At 43.5% G+C, this 24,200-nt stretch carries 24 protein-coding genes and 1 pseudogene; 7 read left to right on the top strand and 18 right to left on the bottom strand.

The genetic code is table 11. From position 1 onward, the window contains the following. Both CFE23_RS08630 and CFE23_RS08625 read right to left on the bottom strand, forming a co-directional pair. A partial coding sequence (locus CFE23_RS08630) for a hypothetical protein (protein WP_291086766.1) occupies positions 1 to 192 on the bottom strand: 192 nt, incomplete at its 3' end. A gap of 149 nt (positions 193 to 341) precedes the next feature. Further along, entirely contained in the window at positions 342 to 1,583 is a 1,242-nt protein-coding gene (locus CFE23_RS08625; RefSeq protein WP_291086765.1) for an MFS transporter, read from the bottom strand. A 130-nt stretch (positions 1,584 to 1,713) separates the two neighbouring features. On the opposite strand from CFE23_RS08625, the pseudogene CFE23_RS08620 reads away from it, so the two are divergent. Beyond that, positions 1,714 to 1,941: pseudogene (locus tag CFE23_RS08620) on the top strand (zinc ribbon domain-containing protein YjdM); the annotation flags it as partial. A gap of 40 nt (positions 1,942 to 1,981) precedes the next feature. Here the strand turns inward: CFE23_RS08620 and CFE23_RS08615 are convergent. The 9 genes from CFE23_RS08615 to recF form a co-directional block, all read right to left on the bottom strand. Continuing rightward, complete coding sequence (locus tag CFE23_RS08615) at positions 1,982 to 2,815, bottom strand: energy transducer TonB (protein WP_291086762.1); 834 nt, start codon at positions 2,813 to 2,815, stop codon at positions 1,982 to 1,984. 230 nt (positions 2,816 to 3,045) lie between these two features. After that, on the bottom strand, positions 3,046 to 3,594 hold the full coding sequence (locus tag CFE23_RS08610) for a sigma-70 family RNA polymerase sigma factor (protein ID WP_291086760.1): 549 nt from the start codon (positions 3,592 to 3,594) through the stop codon (positions 3,046 to 3,048). Next, on the bottom strand, positions 3,585 to 4,691 hold the full coding sequence (locus tag CFE23_RS08605; RefSeq protein ID WP_291086758.1) for a glycosyltransferase: 1,107 nt from the start codon (positions 4,689 to 4,691) through the stop codon (positions 3,585 to 3,587). Before CFE23_RS08605 ends, CFE23_RS08610 begins: the two co-directional genes overlap by 10 nt. A 96-nt stretch (positions 4,692 to 4,787) precedes the next feature. Beyond that, positions 4,788 to 5,801 (bottom strand): UDP-N-acetylmuramate dehydrogenase, encoded by a 1,014-nt coding sequence (gene murB, locus CFE23_RS08600; RefSeq protein WP_291086756.1) that lies wholly within the window; start codon positions 5,799 to 5,801, stop codon positions 4,788 to 4,790. Positions 5,802 to 5,864: 63 nt separating this feature from the next. Continuing rightward, the gene (gene asnB / locus CFE23_RS08595; RefSeq protein ID WP_291086754.1) at positions 5,865 to 7,718 is read right to left on the bottom strand and encodes an asparagine synthase (glutamine-hydrolyzing); all 1,854 of its coding nucleotides are present in this window, start codon (positions 7,716 to 7,718) and stop codon (positions 5,865 to 5,867) included. A 3-nt stretch (positions 7,719 to 7,721) separates the two neighbouring features. After that, on the bottom strand, positions 7,722 to 8,789 hold the full coding sequence (locus tag CFE23_RS08590; protein ID WP_291086753.1) for a glycosyltransferase: 1,068 nt from the start codon (positions 8,787 to 8,789) through the stop codon (positions 7,722 to 7,724). A 3-nt stretch (positions 8,790 to 8,792) separates the two neighbouring features. Then, positions 8,793 to 9,467, bottom strand: coding sequence for a DUF2461 domain-containing protein (locus CFE23_RS08585; RefSeq protein WP_291086752.1), 675 nt, complete (start codon positions 9,465 to 9,467; stop codon positions 8,793 to 8,795). A gap of 1 nt (position 9,468) precedes the next feature. Beyond that, positions 9,469 to 10,164 (bottom strand): thioredoxin domain-containing protein, encoded by a 696-nt coding sequence (locus CFE23_RS08580; protein WP_291086751.1) that lies wholly within the window; start codon positions 10,162 to 10,164, stop codon positions 9,469 to 9,471. 84 nt (positions 10,165 to 10,248) lie between these two features. Continuing rightward, on the bottom strand, positions 10,249 to 11,328 hold the full coding sequence (gene recF, locus CFE23_RS08575; RefSeq protein WP_291086905.1) for a DNA replication and repair protein RecF: 1,080 nt from the start codon (positions 11,326 to 11,328) through the stop codon (positions 10,249 to 10,251). A 156-nt stretch (positions 11,329 to 11,484) separates the two neighbouring features. Here recF and CFE23_RS08570 point away from each other — a divergent pair, with 156 nt between their 5' ends. The 6 genes from CFE23_RS08570 (at position 11,485) to CFE23_RS08545 (ending at position 17,698) form a co-directional block, all read left to right on the top strand. Then, the gene (locus CFE23_RS08570) at positions 11,485 to 12,273 is read left to right on the top strand and encodes a tetratricopeptide repeat protein (protein WP_291086750.1); all 789 of its coding nucleotides are present in this window, start codon (positions 11,485 to 11,487) and stop codon (positions 12,271 to 12,273) included. A 91-nt stretch (positions 12,274 to 12,364) separates the two neighbouring features. Continuing rightward, entirely contained in the window at positions 12,365 to 12,937 is a 573-nt protein-coding gene (gene ribH / locus CFE23_RS08565) for a 6,7-dimethyl-8-ribityllumazine synthase (protein WP_291086748.1), read from the top strand. Positions 12,938 to 13,099: 162 nt separating this feature from the next. Continuing rightward, entirely contained in the window at positions 13,100 to 14,941 is a 1,842-nt protein-coding gene (gene mutL, locus CFE23_RS08560) for a DNA mismatch repair endonuclease MutL (RefSeq protein WP_291086746.1), read from the top strand. Next, positions 14,941 to 15,720 carry a rhomboid family intramembrane serine protease gene (locus CFE23_RS08555; protein ID WP_291086903.1) on the top strand — a complete coding sequence of 260 codons (780 nt, stop codon included), beginning with the start codon at positions 14,941 to 14,943 and terminating at the stop codon, positions 15,718 to 15,720. The genes mutL and CFE23_RS08555 overlap by 1 nt, the downstream gene beginning before the upstream one ends. Before the next feature lie 3 nt (positions 15,721 to 15,723). Next, a complete protein-coding gene (locus CFE23_RS08550) occupies positions 15,724 to 16,587 on the top strand; it encodes a rhomboid family intramembrane serine protease (RefSeq protein ID WP_291086745.1) in 864 nt (287 codons plus the stop codon). Between the two features lie 58 nt (positions 16,588 to 16,645). Then, positions 16,646 to 17,698 carry an endonuclease/exonuclease/phosphatase family protein gene (locus CFE23_RS08545; protein ID WP_291086744.1) on the top strand — a complete coding sequence of 351 codons (1,053 nt, stop codon included), beginning with the start codon at positions 16,646 to 16,648 and terminating at the stop codon, positions 17,696 to 17,698. 6 nt (positions 17,699 to 17,704) lie between these two features. Here CFE23_RS08545 and CFE23_RS08540 read toward each other — a convergent pair whose 3' ends face one another. The 7 genes from CFE23_RS08540 to CFE23_RS08510 all read right to left on the bottom strand — a co-directional run bounded on the left by CFE23_RS08540 (position 17,705) and on the right by CFE23_RS08510 (position 24,168). Then, positions 17,705 to 18,319 carry a WbqC family protein gene (locus CFE23_RS08540; RefSeq protein WP_291086742.1) on the bottom strand — a complete coding sequence of 205 codons (615 nt, stop codon included), beginning with the start codon at positions 18,317 to 18,319 and terminating at the stop codon, positions 17,705 to 17,707. A gap of 5 nt (positions 18,320 to 18,324) precedes the next feature. Beyond that, entirely contained in the window at positions 18,325 to 20,010 is a 1,686-nt protein-coding gene (lepB, locus tag CFE23_RS08535) for a signal peptidase I (protein WP_291086740.1), read from the bottom strand. 69 nt (positions 20,011 to 20,079) lie between these two features. Beyond that, positions 20,080 to 20,778, bottom strand: a complete 699-nt coding sequence (dapB, locus tag CFE23_RS08530; RefSeq protein ID WP_291086738.1) for a 4-hydroxy-tetrahydrodipicolinate reductase — start codon at positions 20,776 to 20,778, stop codon at positions 20,080 to 20,082. Between the two features lie 7 nt (positions 20,779 to 20,785). After that, positions 20,786 to 21,298, bottom strand: a complete 513-nt coding sequence (locus CFE23_RS08525; protein ID WP_291086901.1) for a DUF5683 domain-containing protein — start codon at positions 21,296 to 21,298, stop codon at positions 20,786 to 20,788. 41 nt (positions 21,299 to 21,339) lie between these two features. Continuing rightward, the gene (locus CFE23_RS08520; protein WP_291086737.1) at positions 21,340 to 22,239 is read right to left on the bottom strand and encodes a ParB/RepB/Spo0J family partition protein; all 900 of its coding nucleotides are present in this window, start codon (positions 22,237 to 22,239) and stop codon (positions 21,340 to 21,342) included. A 2-nt stretch (positions 22,240 to 22,241) separates the two neighbouring features. After that, entirely contained in the window at positions 22,242 to 23,006 is a 765-nt protein-coding gene (locus CFE23_RS08515; RefSeq protein ID WP_291086735.1) for an AAA family ATPase, read from the bottom strand. Positions 23,007 to 23,268: 262 nt separating this feature from the next. Then, positions 23,269 to 24,168 (bottom strand): SDR family oxidoreductase, encoded by a 900-nt coding sequence (locus CFE23_RS08510; protein WP_291086734.1) that lies wholly within the window; start codon positions 24,166 to 24,168, stop codon positions 23,269 to 23,271. Positions 24,169 to 24,200 lie beyond the last annotated feature (32 nt).

Here is a 24,200-nt window from a genome sequence, read left to right as displayed (position 1 = left end):
TATCTTGTTATCAGCTACAGCAATTGTCTGCAGCGTGTGCTTTGTGTTTTTAAATTTTAAGGCTGGCTGTGCGTGGAGCAGCGTATTTTTATCAGGGGTGGTGAGCCAGGAACTTACCACAGTTTCTTTCTTCTGGGCATTCCCACAAACGGCCATTAATACGGCAAAAACGGAAATTTTAAATAACTTCATAAATTGGGTTAAAGTGGTTGTCGATAGCAGGCAAATATACGGCTTCACTTTTTTTTCTGCCTAAAAATGTCGGTTTGTAAGTTTTTGATGTGGCACAAACGGCAGCGGTTTGTAGAGGTATTTTTTAAATTTAACAGAAAAACCCTTAGTTATTCAGTAAAATCCAAATCGCGGTTGTGCGTTTCTTCAATGCTCACGGTGGCGTAAATCCCGAGGGCAAAAACAATGATCCCCACTGCTGCGGCTGAAAAAATAACGCCCATAGAAGGCTTGAAATAATTGAATCCGATTAACATCACTGGCACAAGTCCGCGAACCATATTCGGAACGGTGGTCGTAGCGGTGCTTCTGATATTGGTTCCAAATTGCTCTGCAGCGACGGTGACGAACATGGCCCAATACCCGGTTCCAAGTCCAAGCCAGGCACAGAAAAAATAATATCCGCTTTCCGTCCGCGTGGCACCGCCAAGCATTAGTGAAACACCAATCAGCGTAAAAAGCATCATGTATAAAATGGCTTTTTTACGGGAGCGGAGCAGGTGCGAAATCATCCCGCTGGCGAAATCACCAACTGAGATTCCGATATACGCCCACATAATCGCCTTTCCAGGCTGTAAGTTCCGGATGCCCATTTCAGGCGCAAACTGGTTTGCCATCATGGCCAGGATTCCGACACAAAACCAGGTAGGCAGTCCAATTGCAATACAACGCAGGTATTTTTTCAGGCGTTTGGCATTGGTAAAGAACGAAAGGAAGTCGCCCTTTGCTACGGATGTTTTTGCAATATCCTTGTACAAGCCACTTTCAAAAACACCAACGCGAAGCAGCAACAACAACAGTCCCAGTCCACCCCCTATGAAGTAGGCGATAGTCCAGTTTCCTGCAAGTTCAACGGTCAGCTGTGCGACAACGGCGCCAAGGAGTCCAAAACCGGCAACGATGGATGTGCCAATGGCGCGAAGTTCTTTCGGCAGGCTTTCAGAAACCAATGTAATTCCGGCGCCAAGTTCCCCTGCAAGTCCAAGGCCCGCAATAAAACGAAGGAGTGCATAAATCGAGGCTTTATCACCGACGTTTATTTGTGGCAGGAAGCCACAGGCAATATTGGCCAATGAATATACCAGGATAGAACCGAAAAGTACTGAAAGACGCCCTTTTTTATCACCTATAATACCCCAAAGAATGCCTCCAAGCAAAAGTCCGCTCATTTGATAATTAATGATCGTTGTACCGACGGCATCGGCGTCGAGATGCATTGATTTCAGGCTGGGAACCCGAACAATACCAAACAGCAGCAAGTCATAGATGTCTACAAAGTATCCTAACGCGGCTACAATAACAGGAAAACTGAACAGGTGTGTGGCTTTTTCAGAAAACGTAAATTCGCGCATGAAGTTGTTTTTTTCAAATGTAATCAGAAGTTACAAAGTGGCAAAGTGGTTGTGCGTTGCTACGCTGAAATTTTAATAAATAGTTGTTCCGATGGCGCTGTAATTATGGAAGTTTGTAACTTTACCGCATCAAACCAAAAAAACAAAAATGGAAGTAAAAGACAGCAATGGAAACATCCTCAGCGACGGGGATTCAGTAACCGTGATTAAGGACCTTAAAGTGCGTGGCTCTTCAGATGTCATTAAAAGAGGTACGATGGTAAAGAATATCAGGCTTACAGATGATCCCGCAGAGATTGACTGCCGCGTTAACAAAACCGCTATGGTTTTGAGAACCGAATTTGTCAAGAAAGCATAAAAAAACCACAGGGAACTGTGGTTTTTTCGTTTGTCATTTTTTATTCGAGCGGTTTAACGGCAATCGGCAATTTATAAATCGTCCGTACTGGCTCACCTTTGATAAGGCCGGGCTCCCATTTTGCTTTCATCGACTTCAGTACGCGGATGGCTTCACGGTCCATTCCCAGTCCCGGATTTTCCAGTACTTTGATATCGCTGAGCGTCCCGTCTTTTTCTACGACGAAGGAGACCAGTACTTTAATCATGGTACTCGTGGTTTCCTCGGCGTCTGGTGCTTTAAAGTTATTGGCAACGTATTTGTAGAAGTTTTTCATGCCGCCCGGATATTCTGGTAATTTATCGAGCGCTGCCATATTGTGCACCCTGTCCGGACCGGCGGGGATGTCGCTGTTCCCTATTGGTCCTCCAGAAGTAGCAGGACCAGGATCACCGGAAACGGGACCAGTGTTGTGGCCGGCATTCGGATCAATGGTTGGTGCTGTATTGATCACAGGGTCCAGATTTGGGGTTGCTTTTACGGGCTCCACGATTGTGAGGTTCGTGTTCAATGAAGGCTTGTTTGGGATTTCGACGTCTACCGGTGGTGCGGCTTGTTTTGCCTTTGGTGCTTCTCGTTTTACTGGAGTTACTTCGACAGCAACGACATCATCGAAATGGTTTGGCAGGGTTTCCACAACTGTAGGCGCAGTGTCGAAAGAACTCAGGAAATAGGGGAGTGCGACCAGGCTTGCCATCATTGAAAAACCAATGAAAAGGGCTTTGAGGGTAGTTTTTGGATTCTCGCGGCGCAGTTGATATGCGCCGTATTCTTTGTTTTTTCCTTCAAAAACAATGTTGATCCACGCTTTTTCGTAAATACTTGATCCGGACATAATGATAATTATTAAGGTTAAGTATTTTCATGTCATGGTTCACATTATTTTAACAAATAACGCAAGTAAGAAAAAGTATATTGTGTAAAAGGGAAATATTTCGTTTCGACGATACAGAATATGTCTCCAGGCGTTATCATAGCCCGGATGGAAGCGGCATCCTTGCCGTAGCCTGCGCAGGCAAGATACAGCGGACAGCCGGAATAGCTCCTAAAAAAACGTTCGGAAAACTATCTTTTCTGGATGATTTCGGCGAGCAGTTTTTTAGCGCGAAGTAATTTGATTTTGACGTTGCTGAGCGGCTCCCCAATTTTATCGGAGATTTCCTGGTAGCTCATCTCCTGAAAGTAACGAAGTTGGATCACTTCCTGGTAATGGGGTTTAAGCTCTTTAATGAAACGCAATAACTGGGAGAGATTTTGCTCGGTAATGAGCTCGTCTTCTGCGGAAGGTGCCGTATCTGCCACGTTGTAGGCCTGTTGGTCTTCCTCGTCGGTGATTTCAATAAAAAGGGAGGACTTTTTTTTGCGCAGCATGTCAATGTGGACATTTTTTGCAATGGCAATCAGCCAGGTGTTGAATTGGAATTCAGGGTTGTAACTGGCAATTTTATCAAATGCCTTTGAAAACGTGTCTATCGTAATATCCTCTGCATCGGTCTCATTTTCAGTACGCTTTAGCATAAAACCATACACTTCATTCCAATAATGGTCGAGCAGAAACGTAAAAGCAACCTGGTCGCCATTTTTGGCCTTTTCGATATAGGGTCTTATTTCCAATGCACGGGTTTTGAGAAGAGATTCGTGATAAAGATATTCAATTGTGTGAATATAACCACGAGTTCGATTATCGGATACCAGATCATTACGTCTTTTTCTTTCAATTTTCCGGCAGCAAATCCCAGTACAAGCCAGGTGAATAAATAGCGAAAACCGATCATTGCGGTTACGGCAATCCATTGATACTGAAAAATGAGCAATATGACAGGCAGTACAAAGAATGACAATTGGGATGCATAGAACAATCCCAGCTGAAATTTGTCACTTGCCTTATAGTGGCTGGCCGTAGAAACGTGCCTGCGTTTTTGCCTGAACCATGCTGAAAAAGTTGTCTTTGGCCTGGAGTAGGTAAAGCTGTCCGGTGTATAACAAACTGTGGTATTTTTTTTGTATGCTACCTGGTTAATAAACAGATCATCATCTCCAGACCTGATTTTCAGGTGGTCGCGGTAACCGTCTACTTTAAAAAATTCCTCCCTTTTATATGCTAGGTTCCTGCCGACGCCCATGAATGGCTTCCCAATCCGCGCCCACGAAAAATACTGGGTCGCTGCAAGCAGTGTTTCAAAGCGTATGATTTTATTCAGGAATGAATTGGGTACTTTTTCATAGGCGCCATAGCCAAGCACTATGGTTTTCTGCATGGTGAAATTCGAACTCATTTCTGTAATCCAGTTTTTTGACGTCGGATAACAATCTGCATCTGTGAAAAGCAGGTATTCCTTTCTGGCAGCCTTGATTCCAAGCGTCAATGCAAATTTTTTATTGCCCCAGAACGCTTCGTTGTTGGCGACTTTTACGAGGCGGACGTTGTGGTATTGTTTTTCAAATTCCTCGAATATTTCCAACGTATTGTCAAAAGAGGCATCGTCAATTAGTACAATCTCAAAATCAGGGTAATTTTGTTCGGCCAGCAATGGGATATATTTGGCAACATTTTCCGCTTCATTTTTAGCACATACGATAACGGAAACCGGAATTTTCTTTGGATTACTTTGTTTCGGCTTTACAAAAGCAAGCTTGCCGAAAATGAGTACATAGTAAATGAACTGAATAGCGACAACAACAATAAATACGCAAAAAATCACTGGTAACATACTTTCCTGGCTGCTGTTAAATTTTTTGCAAAGGTACAACTACACGCTGAATATAAAAAGCTGTTTTTTTAAATAAATTTCCATTACGGGGACAATTTATACGACGTTTACTTCCGCTTCAATTTTTATGCCATATATATCGTATACCGACTGCTGGATCCTTCTTGAGAGGTCAAGGATTTCAGCGCCGGTAGCATTTCCGTAATTGACAAGCACGAGTGCCTGGTTCTTGTGCACCCCGGCATCGCCGAAACGTTTTCCTTTAAATCCGGCCTGTTCGATTAGCCATCCCGCCGGTACTTTTACCTCAGTTTCAGAAACAGGAAATGACTTGATGTGGGGAAATTTTTTGCTGACCTCTTCAAATTGTGTTTTGGAAATCACGGGATTTTTAAAGAAACTGCCGCTATTTCCAAGTTCAGCGGGGTCGGGGAGTTTGCTTCGCCGAATGGCAATTACAGCGTTACTGACATCCCTGAGGGTTGGATTAGTAATGTGCTGCTTTTCCAATTCGGCAAGAATATCGCCATAAGAGGTATTTATTTTATGGTTTCGTTTCGTAAGCCTGAACGTTACGGACGTAATAATGTACTGTCCTTTGACTTCATTTTTAAAGATGCTTTCGCGATACCCGAATTTGCATTGGTCATGATAAAAAGTAGTGATTTCAAAGGTGGCGGTGTCCATCGCGTCGCAGGAAACGAACGTATCCTTGATTTCGGTACCATAGGCGCCAATATTCTGAACCGGCGTAGTGCCTACATTTCCCGGGATAAGGGACATGTTTTCCAATCCACCAAAACCCTGATCAATCGTCCAAAGCACAAATTGGTGCCAATTTTCACCAGCGTTGCATTGGACTTCTGCAAAATCATCATTTTCACGAACGATTTTTTTTCCTTTGATGTCAATATGGACCACCAGTGCGTCCACATTTCCGGTCAGCAGCATATTACTACCCCCGCCGAGGACAAATATTTGATCCTGGGGGTTGTGTTGGAGCACCGCTTTGAGTTCCTCAATATTGTGGATGGCAACGAAGCGTCTGGCCGTCGCATCGATCCCAAAAGTGTTAAAATTCTTCAATGAAAAATGATCCAGGATTTCCATAAATGTGCTTTTAAATTGGTTTGCCAAAGTTAAGGCAATAATTTTGAAAGCACCCGTTTCGTCTTAAATTACCCGGAAACTTTCAACATAATATTTCACCCAGATGTGCAGCATAAACAGCGGCATAATGTACGAAACCATAGTCTTGTCGCCCTTTCTGAGATTAGCCACCAATCCAGCGATATCAATGTGTTCAAAATACGGCATTTTGAAAATTTCGCTGCTGGTAAATGCGTCCATTTCTTCACTGAAAGCCGGATTCCGGGTGATATAGTCTCCCCATGGGGCACTTAGGCCAATTTTACGAAAATTCAGAATTTCTTCCGGCAGCCTTTCTGCGACAGAGGACTTCAGGATGTATTTTCCTTTTTTGCCAGTAAAGAGCCATTTGTCTTCAAGCGATCCTAGTCCTTTTACCAAACGCTGATCCAGGAACGGCTCACGGCATTCGATGGAAGCTCCCATCGTGCAACGGTCATTTCGATCCAGCAAAGAACATAAATAAGTGTGTTGGTCGAAGTATAACATTTGTCTCCGCAGGTTTCCGGGATACAGGGATTTTGCTTCTTTAAATACCTGGCGGCGGTATTCATTTTCAGGTTCGGTATTGATCCCAAAAACCTGCCGGATATCATTTGGATAAATATTTGACCCGTTATAAAGTATCATTCCGGCATCATCCTTGATTTGGGCATAACGCGAGAGTTTTTCAAACCTGGCTTTTTTGGAAAACATGCCTAGGCCTGAAATTGTTCCAATAGACTGCAGTAATGAAGGAAACCGGAGCGGTTTGTAACGCACGTATCCGCCCATTAACTCATCGGCACCTTCGCCTGAAAGCAACACTTTTACAGAGGGTTTGGCCAATTGAGAAACTGCCAGCAAATGGGGTTCGCTCAGGTGCATTAAAGGTTCGTCATGATAGTATGCTGCGGCAATCATCTTATTAAAAAGGGTTTCGCCCTGCAATTCGATGGAATCAAATCCGTAATTGAATTTTTGTGCAAGCCTTTGTGCAAGATGTGATTCATTGTGCTCAGCCTCTGTAAATCCAATATTAAACGTATTGATGTGTTTATACTGCTGTTCGTGAAGCGACGCTAAGACAGATGACGAGTCGAGTCCGCCGCTGAGCAGTACGCCGACAGGGACGTCGCTGACCATTCGGAGCTTTACGGAAGCATCAAAGGTTTCATTGAACCATTCCTGTGGATTCTTTATAAGAGGCTGTTCCTGAATTTCTTTTTTTAAATCCCACCATTTTTTGAATTCCATTTGGCCATTTTCAAGTATGGTCAGGGTATGCCCGGGCAGTACTTTCTTAACCTTGTCAAACAGCGTATTTTCTCCCGCCACAAATCGGTTAAAAATATATTCTTCGAGTCCGGTTGGCGAAATTTTCAATGGAACGCCTGCCGCAAAAAACGCTTTTTGCTCTGAAGCAAAGTAAAAGGTATGGTCATGCTGGACGTAATATAATGGTTTAACCCCCATCCGATCGCGAACGAGCGTGAGCTTTCGTTCCGTCTTGTCCCAAATCGCAAAAGCGAACATTCCGTTTAGTCTGTTTAGCATTTTTGTGCCATACAGCTGAAATAACTGCAATAATACTTCTGTATCGGAATGGGTTTTTATGTTGAATCCGGCGGCCTTTAATTCGGGATAGAATACCTTAAAATTGTAGATTTCGCCGTTAAAAACCATTGCATAACGGTTGTCCTCAGATAAAAAGGGCTGGTGTCCGGCATGTGAAGTGTCGAGGATGGAAAGCCGGCGGTGGCCTAATCCGAGGTTGCCATCAATAAAAATACCTTTATCATCCGGACCGCGATGGGCAAGCGCATCACGCATTTTGGTTAAAATCCGCTCATCTGCATTTTGCTGCTGCAAATGAAATATACCGTTAATTCCGCACATTAGCTATCGCTTTTTAAAATTATGGATCAGTTCGTGATACCGGTCTGCAATGATTTTCATGTTTACATTGTAGTTGGCATTTTTTTCAACAAAATCTCGGTTATTTTTTACAGCGGTTTGAATGGTTTCATTGTTTTGGTTTGCCCACATTATTTCGTGGGCCAGCATTTTCGCATTGTCGACTTCGATCAACTGGCCGTTTTGACGGTGTTGTATCCAACTTTGGTTGCCCGGAATATCGGTAACCAATGGATAGCAACCCGCGGCCATAGCCTCAAACAGCGATGCCGAAACCCCCTCCGTAATCGGCATGCTGATGTAATAGTTGGATTGTTGTAATAATTCGGGCAACAGTCGGTTATCGATTCGTCCCAGGAAAATTACCTTTTGATCTATGTTTAATTTTTTGGCCAGGTTTTTTAAATTTTGCAGTTCTTTGCCGTCACCGACAATTCTAAGTACGAAATCTACGCCTTCCCGGTTTAATATTTCAAAAGCTTTTAATATGGTATCGTGCCGGTATTCCGGAAGCAATGAACGCGTAACGATCGCATTCATTGTCGTAACGGGATTTTTAGCAGCTACATGGAAAGAATTTAAGTTAATGCCTTTCGGCAAAACCATCACTTTCGTCATGTCCACATTCGCTTCCCGCATTGAAATGATCATTACCGGTCCCCACGCGTGTATGAGCGTCGCTTTCTTGAACGCATAGTTCTGAATGGCACGTTTTAAGGGCAGTAGTATCGAATTTTCGGGCCACAAATCCGTTCTTCCCTGCTGTGCAATTGCAAAAGGCTCTACACCGGAAAGCGCCGCCAGGAATCCATAACTGGTTGTACGCTCAGCGATCACCATGTCAGGATTGTGCTGTCGAATCAGTTTTCTGATATGCAACAAGGCAAGTTTAAATTCAAAAAGCCTTTTGATACGGTTAAGTCCGGAATTTGAAGATTTCAATTCCCAGGTGATGATTTCAAAATCGCCAAATTCCCTCAGTCCGTTCATCCAGGTGATGGCGTCAGCGCGGTAGGATTCTCCAAGGAAAAGGATTTTCTTTTTTTGGGTCATTCGTTAATCGTTTTGGGTAAGCCCTCTGCTGATAAAATCGTTCATAGGTTTAAGCAGGATTAGCTTTTTAGCCATATTGGTGACAAAATCTTTCTCCAGTGCTTCCTTAACATTAAAGTTGCTCGTTGCGGTGAAACTTTTAAGCTTCAGGAAATGGATTGCCGGATGGTCTTTTTCATACCCTTTTGGCATCGTTTTTAATGAATTGTTCTCATTGACATCCAGTCCCCCGAAAGCCTTTTTGAAATTTTTGTTTTTCACAACGGCATCCAGGTCTTCGTAAAAGAAAGCAATTTCCTTGCGGATTTTCTTTAACTCATCGGCCTCAGGCTGGTAAAATCCGCCGGCTATAAACGAGTTTTCCGGTGCGATGTGAACATAGTATCCCGGCCTGTTAGTGCCTTTGGTCCCGCCCGAAAACCACAATCCCATGTGGTCCTTATATGGTGATTTATCTTTTGAGAAGCGAATATCCCGGTTAACCCGGAATGTGCAGTTTTTTACCTCCAGGTGTTCCAGCGCCGGATCCAGGGGCTTGAGCACGTCCAGAAAATCACTTACGAGTTTGTGGTAATCGGCTTTGTAGCTTTCGTATCGTTTTTTATTGGCCAAAAACCATTCACGGTTGTTATTGGCTTTCAGGTCAGAAAGAAATTTAAGCGATTCTTTGGTAAGCATTTTACAGTTGTTTTTTTAAGTCTTCTTCGCTGATAAATCCTGAATGCTGCCATTTTACTTCTTTGTTTTCGTATAAGAAAAGCGCCGGCAATTCATCGATTTTCATTTCTGAAATAAGCGTCTTATTTTCATCCGCGTTCAATCGGATAATGACGACGTTGTCCTTTAATTCCGACTGCAGCCTTGTCATATACGGTGCCATTTGTTTGCATGGTGCGCACCATTCTGCATAAAAATTGACTAATACTTTTTTGTCAGTATTCAGTAGCTCTTTGTATTCCTGGCTGCACATGCCGATGATTCTGTCGTTTTTAGGCGCAAGGCCAGCCGCATTCCATTTTAGGATGCCACCCTGCAACTCATAGATGGTCGTAAATCCAAGCTCAGAAAGTTTTGCCGATGCCTGTTTGCTGCGTCCTCCGCTCATGCAATACACAAACACCGGTTTCGACTTGTCAAACGCAGCCGATTTTTCGGCAAAATTATCGCTGTTCCAGTTTACGTTTTTGGCATTGTCGATATGCTGGTCATTATATTCTTCGGGGGTGCGCACATCCAGAATCTGGGCGTCAGGTGTTGCCTTAATTTTTTCAGCGAAAGCCAATGGCGCGATTGTTTCGTATTTTTTAGCGGTCTGTGCCTGACAGCTTGCCAGAAAGCAGCAGATTAATAAGGGAAGTACAAGCCTGAATTTCATCTGAGAAGCGATTTAAAATGAGATTGCTAAAGTAAAGTATTTTTTGTTTTAAGAAAAAAATATAGGTAAAGCGTTGAAAAGATGCTAGAGATTAAAAATTCTGTAACTCTGGTGTGTCGACCTGACAATGTCTTCCGTGCGTTGCGGGTGGGTGTCTGAGATAAAAAGCTGGCCGAAACTGTCGTTGTTGACCATTTCGATGATTTTTCCGACGCGGCTTTCATCGAGTTTGTCAAAAATATCATCAAACAGCAAAATCGGGTTTTCACCACTTTGTTTCTTTACAAATTCAAACTGGGCTAATTTTAAAGCAATAAGGAACGATTTCTGCTGTCCTTGTGAACCAAATTTCCTGATGGAGTGGTGGTCGATTTCAAAAGCCAGGTCATCACGGTGGATTCCGGTGCTGGTATATTGCAACATACGGTCTTTGGCAATACTCTGCTCCAGCAAATCCCGTAAGTTGCCGTCATGCAATTGGCTTTCATAAACAAGTTGAACGGTCTCTTCTGAACCGGTAATCGCCTGGTGGTGTTTGTTGAAAATCGGAATAAATTCAGCGAGAAACGCTTTTCGTTTTTCATAAATCGTATGGCCGGCCTTATCGAGCTGATTGTTGTATATGTTTAAGGTATCCGTTTCAAAAACGTGGTTCAGTGCAAAATACTTTAACAAAGCGTTCCGCTGTGCAATCACTTTTTGGTATTGAATCAGCTGTTGCAGGTATTGGGAATCCAGTTGTGAAATGACGCTGTCGATAAATTTCCGTCTTGTTTCGCTGCCTTCAATGATCAGGTCGCGGTCAGCGGGAGAAATAATCACCAACGGAATGAAACCGATATGGTCTGAGAATTTTTCGTATGGCTTGCCATTTCGCTTCAGAATTTTCTTCTGGCCTTTTTTCAGGCTGCATACGATTTGTTCGTCGCGATCCTGTTTATGAAATTCGCCATCGATGACAAAAAACTCTTCTCCGTGGCGGATATTCTGGACTGCTAAGGGATTAAAATAACTTTTGCCATACGACAGATGGTAGATCGCATCAAGCACATTGGTTTTTCCTATTCCATTTTTGCCCACAAAACAATTGATTTTGTGGTCAAAATCGAAGTCGGCTTCCGAAAAATTCTTGTAATTGAAGAGTGAAATTTTTTTTAAATACATCCCGTAAATCGCCGTAAATGCTACATGCAGCACCGTATTAAAACAGAATGGCAAAGGCGCTTTTTCTGTAGCCCGCAAATTATTGAAAAATATCGACAAAACATCTTTTGAATTTGAATAAAAATTTTATTTTTGCACCTCACTAAACTAAGATAGATGGCAACGTATAACAAAAGAGGATATAAAGCACCAAAACCGAAAGAAGAGAAAATTGATAACGAGTTTGTCGATGACACAAATCTGAATGTTGATGAAAAAGACAGTACAACGGCGAGTGTATTTAACTCTCTTGACCAAACGGCTTCCAAAACGGAAGAATTTGTTGCAAGGAACCAGAAAGTGATCTTCGGTGCGGTATTTGTGATCGCTATTGTGGCGGTATCCTATTTATTATACCAGAAATTTGTTGTGGATGCCAATGAGCAGGAAGCAAACAAAGAAATGTTCCAGGCACAGAAGTATTTCCAACAGGCTACTGAAGGGGTGAACCCGGATTCGCTTTACACACTGGCATTGAAAGGAGGCGAAGGAAAATACGGTTTTGTAACCCTTGCCGATAAATATTCAGGGACTGACGCCGGAAATCTTGCTAATTATTATGCCGGTATGGCTTCTTTAAATACAGGTAAATTTGACGATGCCATTAAATACCTTGAAAAATTTAAGTCTAAAGAAGACTTCCTGAGTGCTTTGGCTACAGGTGCAATCGGTGATGCACATGCGGAGAAAAAGCAATACAAAGAAGCTTTGGATTTTTACGTTAAGGCGGCTGATGTTTCAAAAAGCGATGCCGTACGTCCACGTTTTCTGTTGAAGGCAGGAAAAGTATCTCTGGAGCTTGGAAACAAAGCAGATGCTTTAAAATATTTCAGTGAAATTAAAGATACTTACGACAACACCCAGTCAGCGCAGAATATTGACGCATTGATTGGATTGGCTCAATAAACTTAGCTTTTAGTATCGCGCGTATTGAGAGAGGGGCTGCGATGTTGGACTTGACGTCTCAATCCGCAATCAAAACCTTAAACTACTGAATATGGCTACAGCAAATAAAAATTTATCAGAATACGATAAAACTCTAATCCCAAGCGCGAAAGATTTTCGGTTTGGGATTGTTGTTTCTGAATGGAATGATCATATCACGGAAGGTCTTTTCAAAGGGGCGATCAACGCCTTGTTGGATTGTGGTGCCTTAGACCTCAATATCATCCGGTGGAATGTTCCCGGAAGTTTCGAATTGGTTTACGCGGCCAAAAAAATGATTGAAACACAAAAGCCGGACGTGGTGATTACCATTGGCAGTGTGATCCAGGGCGAGACCAAGCACTTTGATTTTGTGTGCGAAGGGGTGACACAGGGCATCAAGGATCTTAACATCCATACCGACGTGCCTGTTATTTTTTGTGTGCTTACCGATAACAACGAACAGCAGTCCATTGATCGCAGTGGCGGCAAGCATGGCAACAAGGGGACTGAAGCGGCAATCGCTGCGATAAAAATGGCATTCCTTCGGCAGCAAGCCAATATGGGTTATCATTTTCCCACGCAAAACCTTTTGGAGCAGGGTGCGATTCAAATTGAAGATAAACCACACCGCATAGAAAAGTAAAGCCTTAAATAAGACTGAAACCTGTTCAAAAAGAACGGGTTTTTTTATGGAAATGGGGAGATATTTCATCTTTCTGGTTGGGGGTTTCTGCAATATTTGTGTAACTTTGGAAGTCGTTCGTGGGCGAAAAACCTGCGGCGCTTTCCTAATCAAAAATGTGAAATGCCGAGTATAATTCAATTGCTTCCCGATCATGTCGCCAACCAGATTGCGGCCGGTGAAGTGGTGCAGCGTCCTGCTTCAGTCGTAAAGGAACTGCTTGAAAATGCAGTCGATGCGAAAGCTACCGATATCAAACTGATTGTAAAGGATGCAGGCAAATCGTTGGTGCAGGTCATCGACAATGGCGCCGGAATGAGTGTCACCGATGCAAGGCTTTGTTTTGAGCGCCATGCCACCTCAAAAATACGACAGGCCGAAGACTTGTTTTCATTGCATACCAAAGGTTTTCGTGGAGAAGCATTGGCGTCGATAGCTGCGATTGCCCATGTCGAGATGAAAACACGGCAGGATCAGGATGAATTGGGCACGCACATCATCATTGAAGGCAGTAAATTTGTTTCTCAGGATGTGGCGGTACTGCCAAAAGGAACCTCATTTGCCATAAAAAATCTTTTTTTTAATATTCCTGCCAGGCGCAATTTCCTGAAATCAGATGTTGTCGAACAGCGGCATATTATCGATGAATTCCTGCGGGTCGCGATGGCGCATCCTAATATTCACTTCACACTATACCATAATGGCAGCGAGATGTTCAACCTGCCGCAGTCAAACATACGGCAGCGGATTGTGAATATTTTCGCCGGAAAGACGAACGAAAAACTTGTGCCGGTAAAAGAATCGACAGACATTGTAAGCATTACGGGATTCGTGAGCAAGCCTGAATTCTCCAAAAAAGGCAGGGGAGAGCAGTTTTTCTTTGTCAACGACAGATTTATAAAAAGCGGATACCTACATCATGCGGTGATGGCTGCCTACGAAGGACTGCTTAAGGAGGGCTGCCAGCCGGGTTATTACATCTATCTTGATGTGCCGCCACATACGATAGATATCAATATTCATCCCACGAAGACAGAAATCAAATTTGATGACGAACACGCCTTGTATGCGATTTTACGGTCGACGATTAAACACAGCTTAGGACAATTTAATGTCGCGCCAGTGCTCGATTTTGAGCGCGATCCTAATCTGGATACGCCTTATGATTACAAAAATCAGGAAGCATCCGTTCCGACGGTTCAGGTGGACAGGTCCTTTAACCCTTTTGCAGAGGACCGGCAGCAACGCCAGACTTATAAGAAACCGGATACCAGCCATTGGGAAGGCCTGTATGTTGGGTTAAAACACGACACGGAAACCATTTCGCCGCCTGCTGAAATTCATTTTGAGCATGAAGAAGTTACCGCTTCCCTTTTTGACGAGGAGGAATCCAGGCATGAGGTCGCGAAAATGTTCCAGATCCATAAGAAGTACATTGTCAATCCCATCAAATCAGGGATGGTTATCGTTGACCAACAGCGTGCCCACCAGAGAATATTATATGAAAGTTTTTTGGTAAACATGACAGTCAGGCAGGCTGCAAGCCAGCAATTGCTTTTTCCATTAACGCTCTATTTCTCAAGAACAGAGATGGAGCTGATTGCAGAACTCGAGGAATCGTTGGTCAATACGGGCTTTGTATTTGAAACACACGGCGCAGATCATGCCGTAATTTCAGGATTGCCTGTCAATGTTTCCGAAAGTGAAGCCTCTATCGTATTGGAACAATTATTGGGGGACTTACAGGACGGTATACCGGAAAACAGTTTTAGCCAAAACGACAGCATTGCCAAGTCGATGGCGAAAAGTCTGGCCGTGAAAACCGGGACATTTTTAACAGAAAAGGAACAGGAGAATCTGGTTAATGGGCTTTTCGCCTGTAAAGAACCCAATGTGTCGCCTTTTCAAAAACCAACTTTCATCACCATGCGTGTGGAAGACCTCGACAAAAAATTTGCTTTATGATGAATGATATGACCCCGGTTGTCAAGCAGCTGCTGATAATCAACATTATTGTCTTTATTGGTTGTCAGCTGATGGGGACCCCTGCCGAGTCAAACGCTGCTTACCAGCAATTTTCTCTTTTTTATTTTGAGAATCCTCATTTCAAAGTTTGGCAGCCGTTGACCAGTATGTTTATGCATGCACCGTTGCCAAACATTATGCACATTGCTTTTAATATGATTGCGTTGGTATCTTTTGGATCCATGCTCGAACATTTCTGGGGCGCAAAGAAGTTCCTGTTTTTTTATCTTTCGTGCGGAGTCGGAGCATTTTTATTGCATACGGGTGTGAATTATTATTTCTTTCATCATGGACTTGATATACTTGTAAACAATGGGTTTCAGAAAGACGAAATTTTAAGCACTTTAAACGAAGGTAAATTTAATACAAGGTGGGAACAGCTATTGCCCGGTTCCGAGTTTCAGAATTTTACCGATGCGTATTTCGGAACTGCGGTTGGGGCTTCAGGAGCGATCTACGGATTATTGGTTGCGTTTGCCTTTATGTTTCCTTCGGCTGAGCTGGCCTTGTTTTTTATTCCACTACCGATTAAAGCCAAGTATGTGGTGCCGGGACTAATTGCAATTGATTTGTTTATGGGTATCAAAGGAAGCTCGCTTTTTGGCGACAATACCGGTGGCGGGATTGCTCACTTCGCTCATGTCGGCGGCGCATTGTTTGGTTTTATCATGATGTTGGTGTGGAAGAATCAGAAGTTTCATCACAATCGCTGGAGTTAATTTATGGGACTATTTGACGATTTAAAACTGGAATACAAGTTGGGGGGAGTGACCCAACAGTTGATTTTTTGGAACATTGGCATTTTTATAGTGTCGATTATTTTGTTTTATAATTTCAAGGGAGCCAGTTTTTCCTATCCCGATTGGCTTGCACTTTCCCCTGATCCATTGATTGTATTATCACATCCCTGGACGTTAGTTACTTATGCCTTTTTGCACAGTGGCTTTATGCACATTTTGTTTAACATGCTTATGCTGAATTTTTCCGGCATGTTGTTCCTCACGTACTTTAAGGAAAAGCAATTGTTGGGACTTTATTTCCTAAGCGCCATATTTGCCGGTCTCGTATTTTGCCTGTCCTTTTTTCTGCTTGGTTATCATTCCAGTATCGTTGGGGCTTCTGCAGCAATTATCTCCATCTTGATGGCGGCGACAACGTACAACCCGCGAATGCCAATCAGGCTGCTCTTGATTGGCAGGATTCAATTGTGGCATCTGACTGCAGTGTTACTTGTACTTGACCTGATGTATATCCTCGTTGAAAATACGGGCGGGCACATTTCACACCTGGCAGGCGCGTTCTTTGGTTTCATTTATATTGTATTGCTTCGCCGCGGGATTGACCTTAGTAAAGGCGTCACCGTAGTAACGGATTGGGTCATGGGGCTATTCAGGCCGGCAAAGAAGACGCCATTTAAAAAAGTACATCGCAATTCAAACCGGAGAATGGTACCTGAGACGCCAAAATCTTCCGGAAAGGACCCAAAACAGCAGCAAATCGACGAGATATTGGACAAGATCAGCAAGTCCGGTTATGACAGCCTCACGCAGCAGGAAAAGGATTTTTTGTTCAATGCCAGTAAATAATTTCATAAGTCGCTATTAGTTTGTAGATTAGTGCAGTTTTACCAACCAATACGCGTTAATGAAGAACCTTTCTTTATTCAATAAGATCATGTTTGTGTGCAATATAGTTCTGGCTGTGTGCACGTTCATCGCGTATATCCTCCCATTTCTTGCACCAAAACTGTTTCCTTTCTTGTCTGTATTCACCTTGGGCCTGCCCATGATGTTAATCCTGAATCTTATTTTTTTCGGGTATTGGGCCATCCAGTTTAAAAGGCAAATCCTGTTATCCGGAATCGTGCTGCTGATCGGGATTACATTCATCAATAAGTTTTACAAATTCGCTGCGCCAGACTATGTAAAGGAGGACAACGATTTTGCCGTGATGAGTTATAATGTAAGGCTTTTCAATAAATTTGGCTGGTCAGACAAGCAAACCGTTCCGATTGAGATTTCCGATTTTGTTAACGAGAAAGAGCCGTCAATACTGTGCATCCAGGAATTTTCGAATGCGGCTGATTTCAATGATTCAGCCTATAAATACCACTATATTTTTTCAAAAGGCAACAAGATAAAATCCGGTCAGGCTATCTTTTCGAAATTTAGGATTGTAAACTCAGGAAATATCGTTTTTCCCAATTCGAGCAACAACACCATTTTTGCGGATATCATACGCGGTAAGGATACCATTCGGGTCTACAGCATGCACCTGCAGTCGATAAAAATTAGTCCGGACGTGCACGATATTTCTGAAGACATCAACGAAATCGACCAAAAGAAATCCGAAATGATGTTTAAACGTATCGGTACCGCTTTTCGTAAACAGCAACAACAGGCTGAAATTATAATGAAGCACAAACAGGACTGTAAATTCCCAATAATCATTTGCGGCGATATGAATAACAGCGCATTTTCCTATGTATATCGAAATATCAAGGGCGATTTGAATGATTGTTTTGTGGAAGCCGGAAAAGGATTTGGAAAGACGTACGATTTCAATTATTATCCGGCGAGGATTGACTATATTTTTGCAGACAATAAATTCGATACAAAATTTTTCTGCAGTTATCCTGAAACAGTCGATTCCGATCATTTCCCTATAATGGCTGTCCTATCGGATCGGAAGAAATAAGAGATGTTATAAACGCTGTCTTTTTAAATAATCCAGCGCATGTCGCCCTTCGTTGAAAAGTAAATCCAGTACGCTGAGGTTATTCAGGAACCCATGCTTTTCCCCGAAAACCTGCGTATAAGGTTCCAGTTGTGCATTGTCTTTTTTACCATTTGCCAAATAACGGAAATCTTTAAGGCCACTCGCGTCCTTAAAATATTCGGTGGTGTTGGTATACTTTAAATCAAGTTTTAAGCAACGGCTGACGATGTCGATGGTTTCGAGATTAAGATCCATCAGGAACATATAGTTCTTTTCAAAAATGGGCATGATCGCATCCTCAAAATACTCGAAAAATGGGGAACTTCGGTAAGCTGCTTCCAAAGACTTAAAATGCTGTTTTTGCCAGTCAAAAGCGGTTTCCAGTTTAATATCGCGGGTTTTCTGGTGTGCATGTTCCCTTGAATGTTTTACCGGAATATTCAACAATTGAATACCGTTTGGGCTGTAAATATACATCCGGTTGCGGTTGGTTTGCTTCTGGAAGTTATCGTCCATTTCAAAAGTGATCGTCTCAGCCTGTGCCATCGCGGCAAATGTACTGATACTCGGAAAATAGGCTGGATGGATAAGGATCGACATCGTATTTACACTTTTCGCTCTTTTCGTTTGCCCATGTAGAAACTAAACCCAATATAAGCGGCAAGCGCAATCAGGAAAAATTTAAAGTAGGAGTAAGGCTCGTCATCACCACCGACCGTCGTAAACAACCTGTCCCAACGAATACTCCAGTTTTTAAATCCGTCATTGATGCCATCAATACTCATCCATATGAACACCGGCTTGCCTACAATGTGGTCTTCAGGGACAAAGCCCCAATAACGGCTATCCTCTGACTTGTTCCTGTTGTCACCCATCATCCAATAATAGTTCAATTGGAATGTGTAGCTTGTCGAAGGCTTGCCATTGATCAGGATTTGGCCGTTTCTCAACTCCAGTGTATTCTTCTCATAAACAGAAATGATTCTTTTGTACAAAGGCAGATTCTCAAAGGTAAGCTGCACAGTTGCACCACGTTTTGGAATGCTGATGGGGCCAAAATCGCTCTCAGACCATTTGCCGCTATGTGGGAAAACCTTCATGTCATGTGCCTCAGGCTTGAAGCGTACTACCGAATCAATCGCAGGATTTTTTCGCAAAATCTCAGCTTCTTTTAAAGTAAGGTCAACAAAGTTATCCGCCTTGTATTGTTCCTGCGCAAAGACGCCGGCTTTCTGCAGTACGGAATTTGGAAGTCCTCTCGGCCCGGTATATACAAAACTCTCATCACTGCCGGTAAGGTACGGCCTGATCATATTGAATTGCTCATTTGAGTTTAGCTGTACCTTATAAGCGCGTTGGTAATCATTAATGCCCATAGACTTCAGCATTTCAGTATTGACGCCTTCTTTTGCAGCATATATTTTGTGCATATATTGGACCTTCGCCCTACCGGACAAGATCAATTCTTTTCCGTCAATAAATACGACGCCATTTTTGATTTCAAGTTGGTCACCAGGCGTTCCGACACAGCGTTTTACGTAGTTTGATTTTTTATCCACCGGTTTATTGACGGCCTTACGCCCGCTTTTGTCAAAAAATACATGAACGGTATCGACAGGCCAGTTGAAAACCACAATATCATTTTTCTTGATGTCTTCAAATCCGGGAAATCTGTAGTATGGCAGTTGCGGCCAGTTCAGGTAGGATTTGGTTTTCACGACCGGTAAGGTATCGTGTACCATCGGCGCGGCGACAGTGGTCATCGGGGCACGTGCACCATAATTCACTTTTGATACGAAAAGGAAGTCGCCTACAAGCAGTGTTCTTTCGAGCGATGCGGTCGGGATCGTAAACGGCTGTATGAAATAAGTATGTACGATGGTGGCAACAACAATGGCAAACAACAGGGAACTGACGGTATCACCAATTTTTGTCGCTGCAACCAGACTCCTGCCTTCTAAATGTTTGAGGTCCTGCGTGTAATTTAGATAATACGTGTAAAAACCAAAGGTGAAAAGAACCAACAAAGTATCGACAGTTGAATTTTTACCGAAACTTCTGATGGTTTCTACCCAGACCACCGGAAACATGATCAGGTTGACGATAGGGATGAACAAAAGCACCGTCCACCATGTCGGTCGGTTGATGATTTTCATCAGGACGATCGCATTGTAAACCGGTACGGCCGCTTCCCAGGCCTTTCGTCCTGCTTTTGTGTAAAGACGCCATGTTCCGGCAAAATGTACAACTTGTATCAGTAAAAAGAAGACGAACCATTCAGATAAACTCATATTGTCAGGCTTTATTTATTAGCTATATTTTTATTCTTGTCTCTATTAAGTAGGTTTTCCTGATAAATGTTACAGTTCCAATACATCTTTCATCGTGTAAACCCCTTTTTTGCCCAGCAGCCATTCCGCCGCAATCACAGCACCAAAGGCAAATCCTTCACGGTTGTGCGCAGTGTGCTTAATCTCAATCGAATCAATTTCTGAGTCATAAACAACCGCGTGTGTCCCGGGTACATTCTCTACCCGAAGCGCTTCAATAGCAATGTCTGTTGTTTTTGGAGCTGCCAATGTCCAGTTTTCATAACTGGTATTCGCAATGATCCCATTGGCAAGTGAAATCGCCGTTCCACTGGGCTTGTCAAGCTTTTGTGTGTGGTGTACTTCCTGCATGGATACTTTGTATTGGCCGAATTTCGCCATCATTTTGGCCAAATGTGCATTCAACTCAAAAAACAGGTTGACGCCCAGGCTAAAGTTTGACCCATAAATGAAGGCACCATTGCTTTTTTGGCAAAGCGTTACCATGTCTTCATAATGCTGCAGCCATCCGGTGGTGCCGGAAACTACGGGAACATGGTATTGAAAACCGGCGGAAATGTTTGCTACCGCGGCTTCGGGGACACTAAAGTCAATAGCGACGTCGGCGCTTTCCAGTCCTTCAAACGAATCCCGGCTTCTTTTTCTCAACACAATTTCATGGCCGCGCTCCAAAGCGATTCTTTCAATCACCTTGCCCATTTTACCATATCCTAAAAGTGCTATCTTCATCGGGAAACTAAAATTGGTAATTCAGTGAAAGGCCAACATTGTGTTTGTAATTGATATCATTCTGGTAGTAATCCGGACGCAGCGATAGATTGTCATTTACATTGAATTGCAGCAAATGCGCATCGACATTGGCATCGACGATATTCAAAACGTATAGCCCAACGGTGATCAGGAATGAAAGATCCCTGTTGCGCTGGAAAACTTTCTGCGCGTTGATTAATGTGGCATCGCTGTATTGCCCGTCAAATTCATCTTTGCCCCCGGCAATCCTGATTTTGTACGCATCGCGGAAACGATGGTATTTCTTATTGTTGTCCATAAAGAAATAAACCCCGGTTCCCAGGGCACCGTAAACAATCGGGATTTTCCAATACCTTTTGTTATACGCCTGGCCGAGTCCGGGAAGTATCGCCGAATAAAACGCGGCTTTCGTCGGTGCCAACGGATTCAGTGGTTTCGCTTTTGTAGTGTCAATGACCAGCAACGGCTGTGGTTTTTTTGTTTGGGCACACAAAACCATGCTGAACAGCAACAAAAGCAATATGGAAGTTTTTTTTAACACTAAGGTTGCAGTAATTTTAGGATCCTGTTGAAGTCCTCTTCAGAATGAAACGGGATCGTGATTTTTCCCTTCCCGTTTCCGGCAAGCTTTATTTCGGCTTTGGTTCCAAAGTAATTGTTTATTGCCTTTTGCTGGTCCTCCTCAACATTAAAAGCGGCAGGCTTTGATTTCGCGGCAGGCTTTGGTTTCAGGCTTTCCTGGTAATTTTTTACCAATGCTTCCGTTTCCCGGACCGATAAATTCTGGCTGACGATTTTCTGGTAAATATCAGTCTGCGCATCGTGGTCTTCAATGTTGATGATCGCACGGCCATGGCCCATACTGATAAATCCGTCGCGAATCCCGGTTTGGATAATCGGGTCCAGTTTCAGCAGCCGCAGGTAATTGGTAATCGTAGAGCGTTTTTTTCCCACGCGTTCGCTCATTTGCTCCTGCGTTAATTGAATTTCATCAATCAACCGTTGGTAGGAAAGGGCAATCTCTATAGGATCAAGATCGTGCCGCTGTATGTTTTCAACCAGCGCCATGACCAATGATTCGTTGTCATTCGCAATCCTGATATACGCAGGGACAGAGGCCAGCCCTGCTAATTTTGAAGCGCGTAATCTTCGCTCTCCCGAAATCAGCTGGTATTTGTTAAAATCGAGTTTCCTGACGGTAATCGGCTGGATCACGCCCAGTTCCTTAATCGATTTGGCAAGTTCCTGAAGCGATTCTTCGTTAAAGTTACTTCTCGGCTGGAACGGATTGATTTCAATCGCATCCAGTTCGAGTTCAATGATATTGCCTACAACTTTGTCTGCATTTTTATCTTCAGCCGACTTGATGTCGTTGTCCGGGTCCTTTAGCAATGCCGATAATCCTCGTCCCAGGGCTTGTTTTTTTATCGCTTTGGTCATGATTAGCTGTTTTTCTTGATGATTTCCTGCGCCAGGTGCAGGTAATTTGTAGCACCTTTGCTCGTCGCGTCATAATTGATGATGCTCTCCCCAAAACTTGGTGCTTCGCTGAGTTTTACATTGCGTTGGATCACCGTTTTGAAAACCATATCGCTGAAGTGTTTTTGCACTTCTTCAACAACCTGATTGGACAGCCTTAAACGCGAGTCAAACATGGTCAGCAGCAGCCCTTCGATATCGAGTGACGGATTGTGGATTTTTTGTACGCTCTTGATGGTATTCAGTAATTTGCCGAGTCCTTCGAGTGCGAAATATTCGCATTGGATCGGAATGACTACGGAGTCCGCAGCGGTAAGTGCATTTAAGGTAAGCAAACCCAATGAGGGCGCACAGTCAATCAGGATGTAATCGTATTCCTCCTTGATTCCGGCGAGGGCCTCCTTCAGCATGTATTCGCGGTTTTCCTTGTCTACAAGCTCGATCTCAATGGCTACCAGGTCAATGTGGGCCGGGATGATGGAAACGTTCGGCGCACTGCAGGCAATAATGGCTTCCTGTGGTGTGTTGCTGTGTTCCAGTATCTGGTAGGTGCCGATGGAAATATTTTCAATATCAATGCCCAGTCCCGAACTCGCATTCGCTTGTGGGTCAGCATCAATCAACAATACTTTTTTTTCAAGAACCCCCAGTGAGGCAGCTAAATTTACAGAGGTTGTCGTTTTTCCGACGCCGCCTTTCTGGTTGGCAATGGCTATGATTTTACCCATTTAATTTTTAAAATTTGGAGCGGTAAAAATACAATTAATTATGGGAAAATGGATTTGAAAATTTGGAAATTTACAAATTAGAAAATGATTGGCAAAAGCGTTAAAAGCTGGCAGTTTATCTCAGGTTTTTTCAGGGCGCTGCCTCCGGCCGGGCTGTGCGCTGTATCTCTTTTAACCCTTCGGGATTAAAAAAGGATGCCGCTTCCATCCCTAGCGCAAATCCGGATCACCGGGACGACTCATTTTCAGATTTTTAAATTCCCTAAGTCGATTTTTTTGCTTTAATCATCGCTTCAAGCATATCCCACATCGGTTCCGGAATCGCCTCCAGGACATTGAATTGTCCGGCGCCTTTAAGCCATTCTCCGCCGTCAATGGTAATGACTTCGCCATTGACATACGCCGAAAAATCAGAAACAAGGTATGCCGCAAGATTGGCCAGTTCCTGATGGTCTCCCACACGCTGTAACGGCACTTTCTTCGCCATGTCAAATTTTTCTGCCAAATCACCCGGCAACAACCTGTCCCAGGCCCCTTTGGTAGGGAATGGCCCGGGCGCAATCGCATTAGAGCGGATGCCGTATTTTGCCCATTCTACCGCGAGGCTGCGCGTCATCGCAAGGACTCCTGCCTTTGCCGTGGCGCTTGGGACAACATAGGCAGAACCAGTCCATGCATACGTCGTTACAATGTTTAAAATGACATTATCCTTTTTCTTCGTGTCAATCCAGTGTTTCCCAAAAGCCAGTGTACAATTCTTTGTGCCTTTCAGGACAATATCGATAATGGTATCAAATGCGTTGGCTGAAAGCCGTTCCGTTGGGGAAATAAAATTACCGGCCGCATTGTTCAGCAGTACATCCACTTTTCCAAACGCAGCGATGACGGAATCAAGCATGTTTTCCACCTGCGCGTAATCGCGCACGTCACACTGCAAGGGCAGGCATTTAGCTCCGCTCCGTCGGGTTCCTCCGTTTTCGCTTTCGAGCTCGGCAGCGGTTTTCTCGAGCTTAGCAAGGTCGCGCGACGTGATCGCAACATTGGCTCCGAGTTCGAGGAAATACTTTGTCATGGCTTTGCCAAGTCCGCTGCCACCACCGGTAACAACGATTACTTTATTTTCGAGTGCGCCGTCGCGCAGCATTTTCTTTGTGAAATCCATTTGATTTGTTTTGGTTAAAGATAAGAATTTCG

Origin of the sequence: Flavobacterium sp. BFFFF1 (assembly GCF_002256285.1) — a bacterium.
Lineage (GTDB): Bacteria > Bacteroidota > Bacteroidia > Flavobacteriales > Flavobacteriaceae > Flavobacterium.
This window is presented reverse-complemented; position numbering and strand designations above follow the sequence as displayed.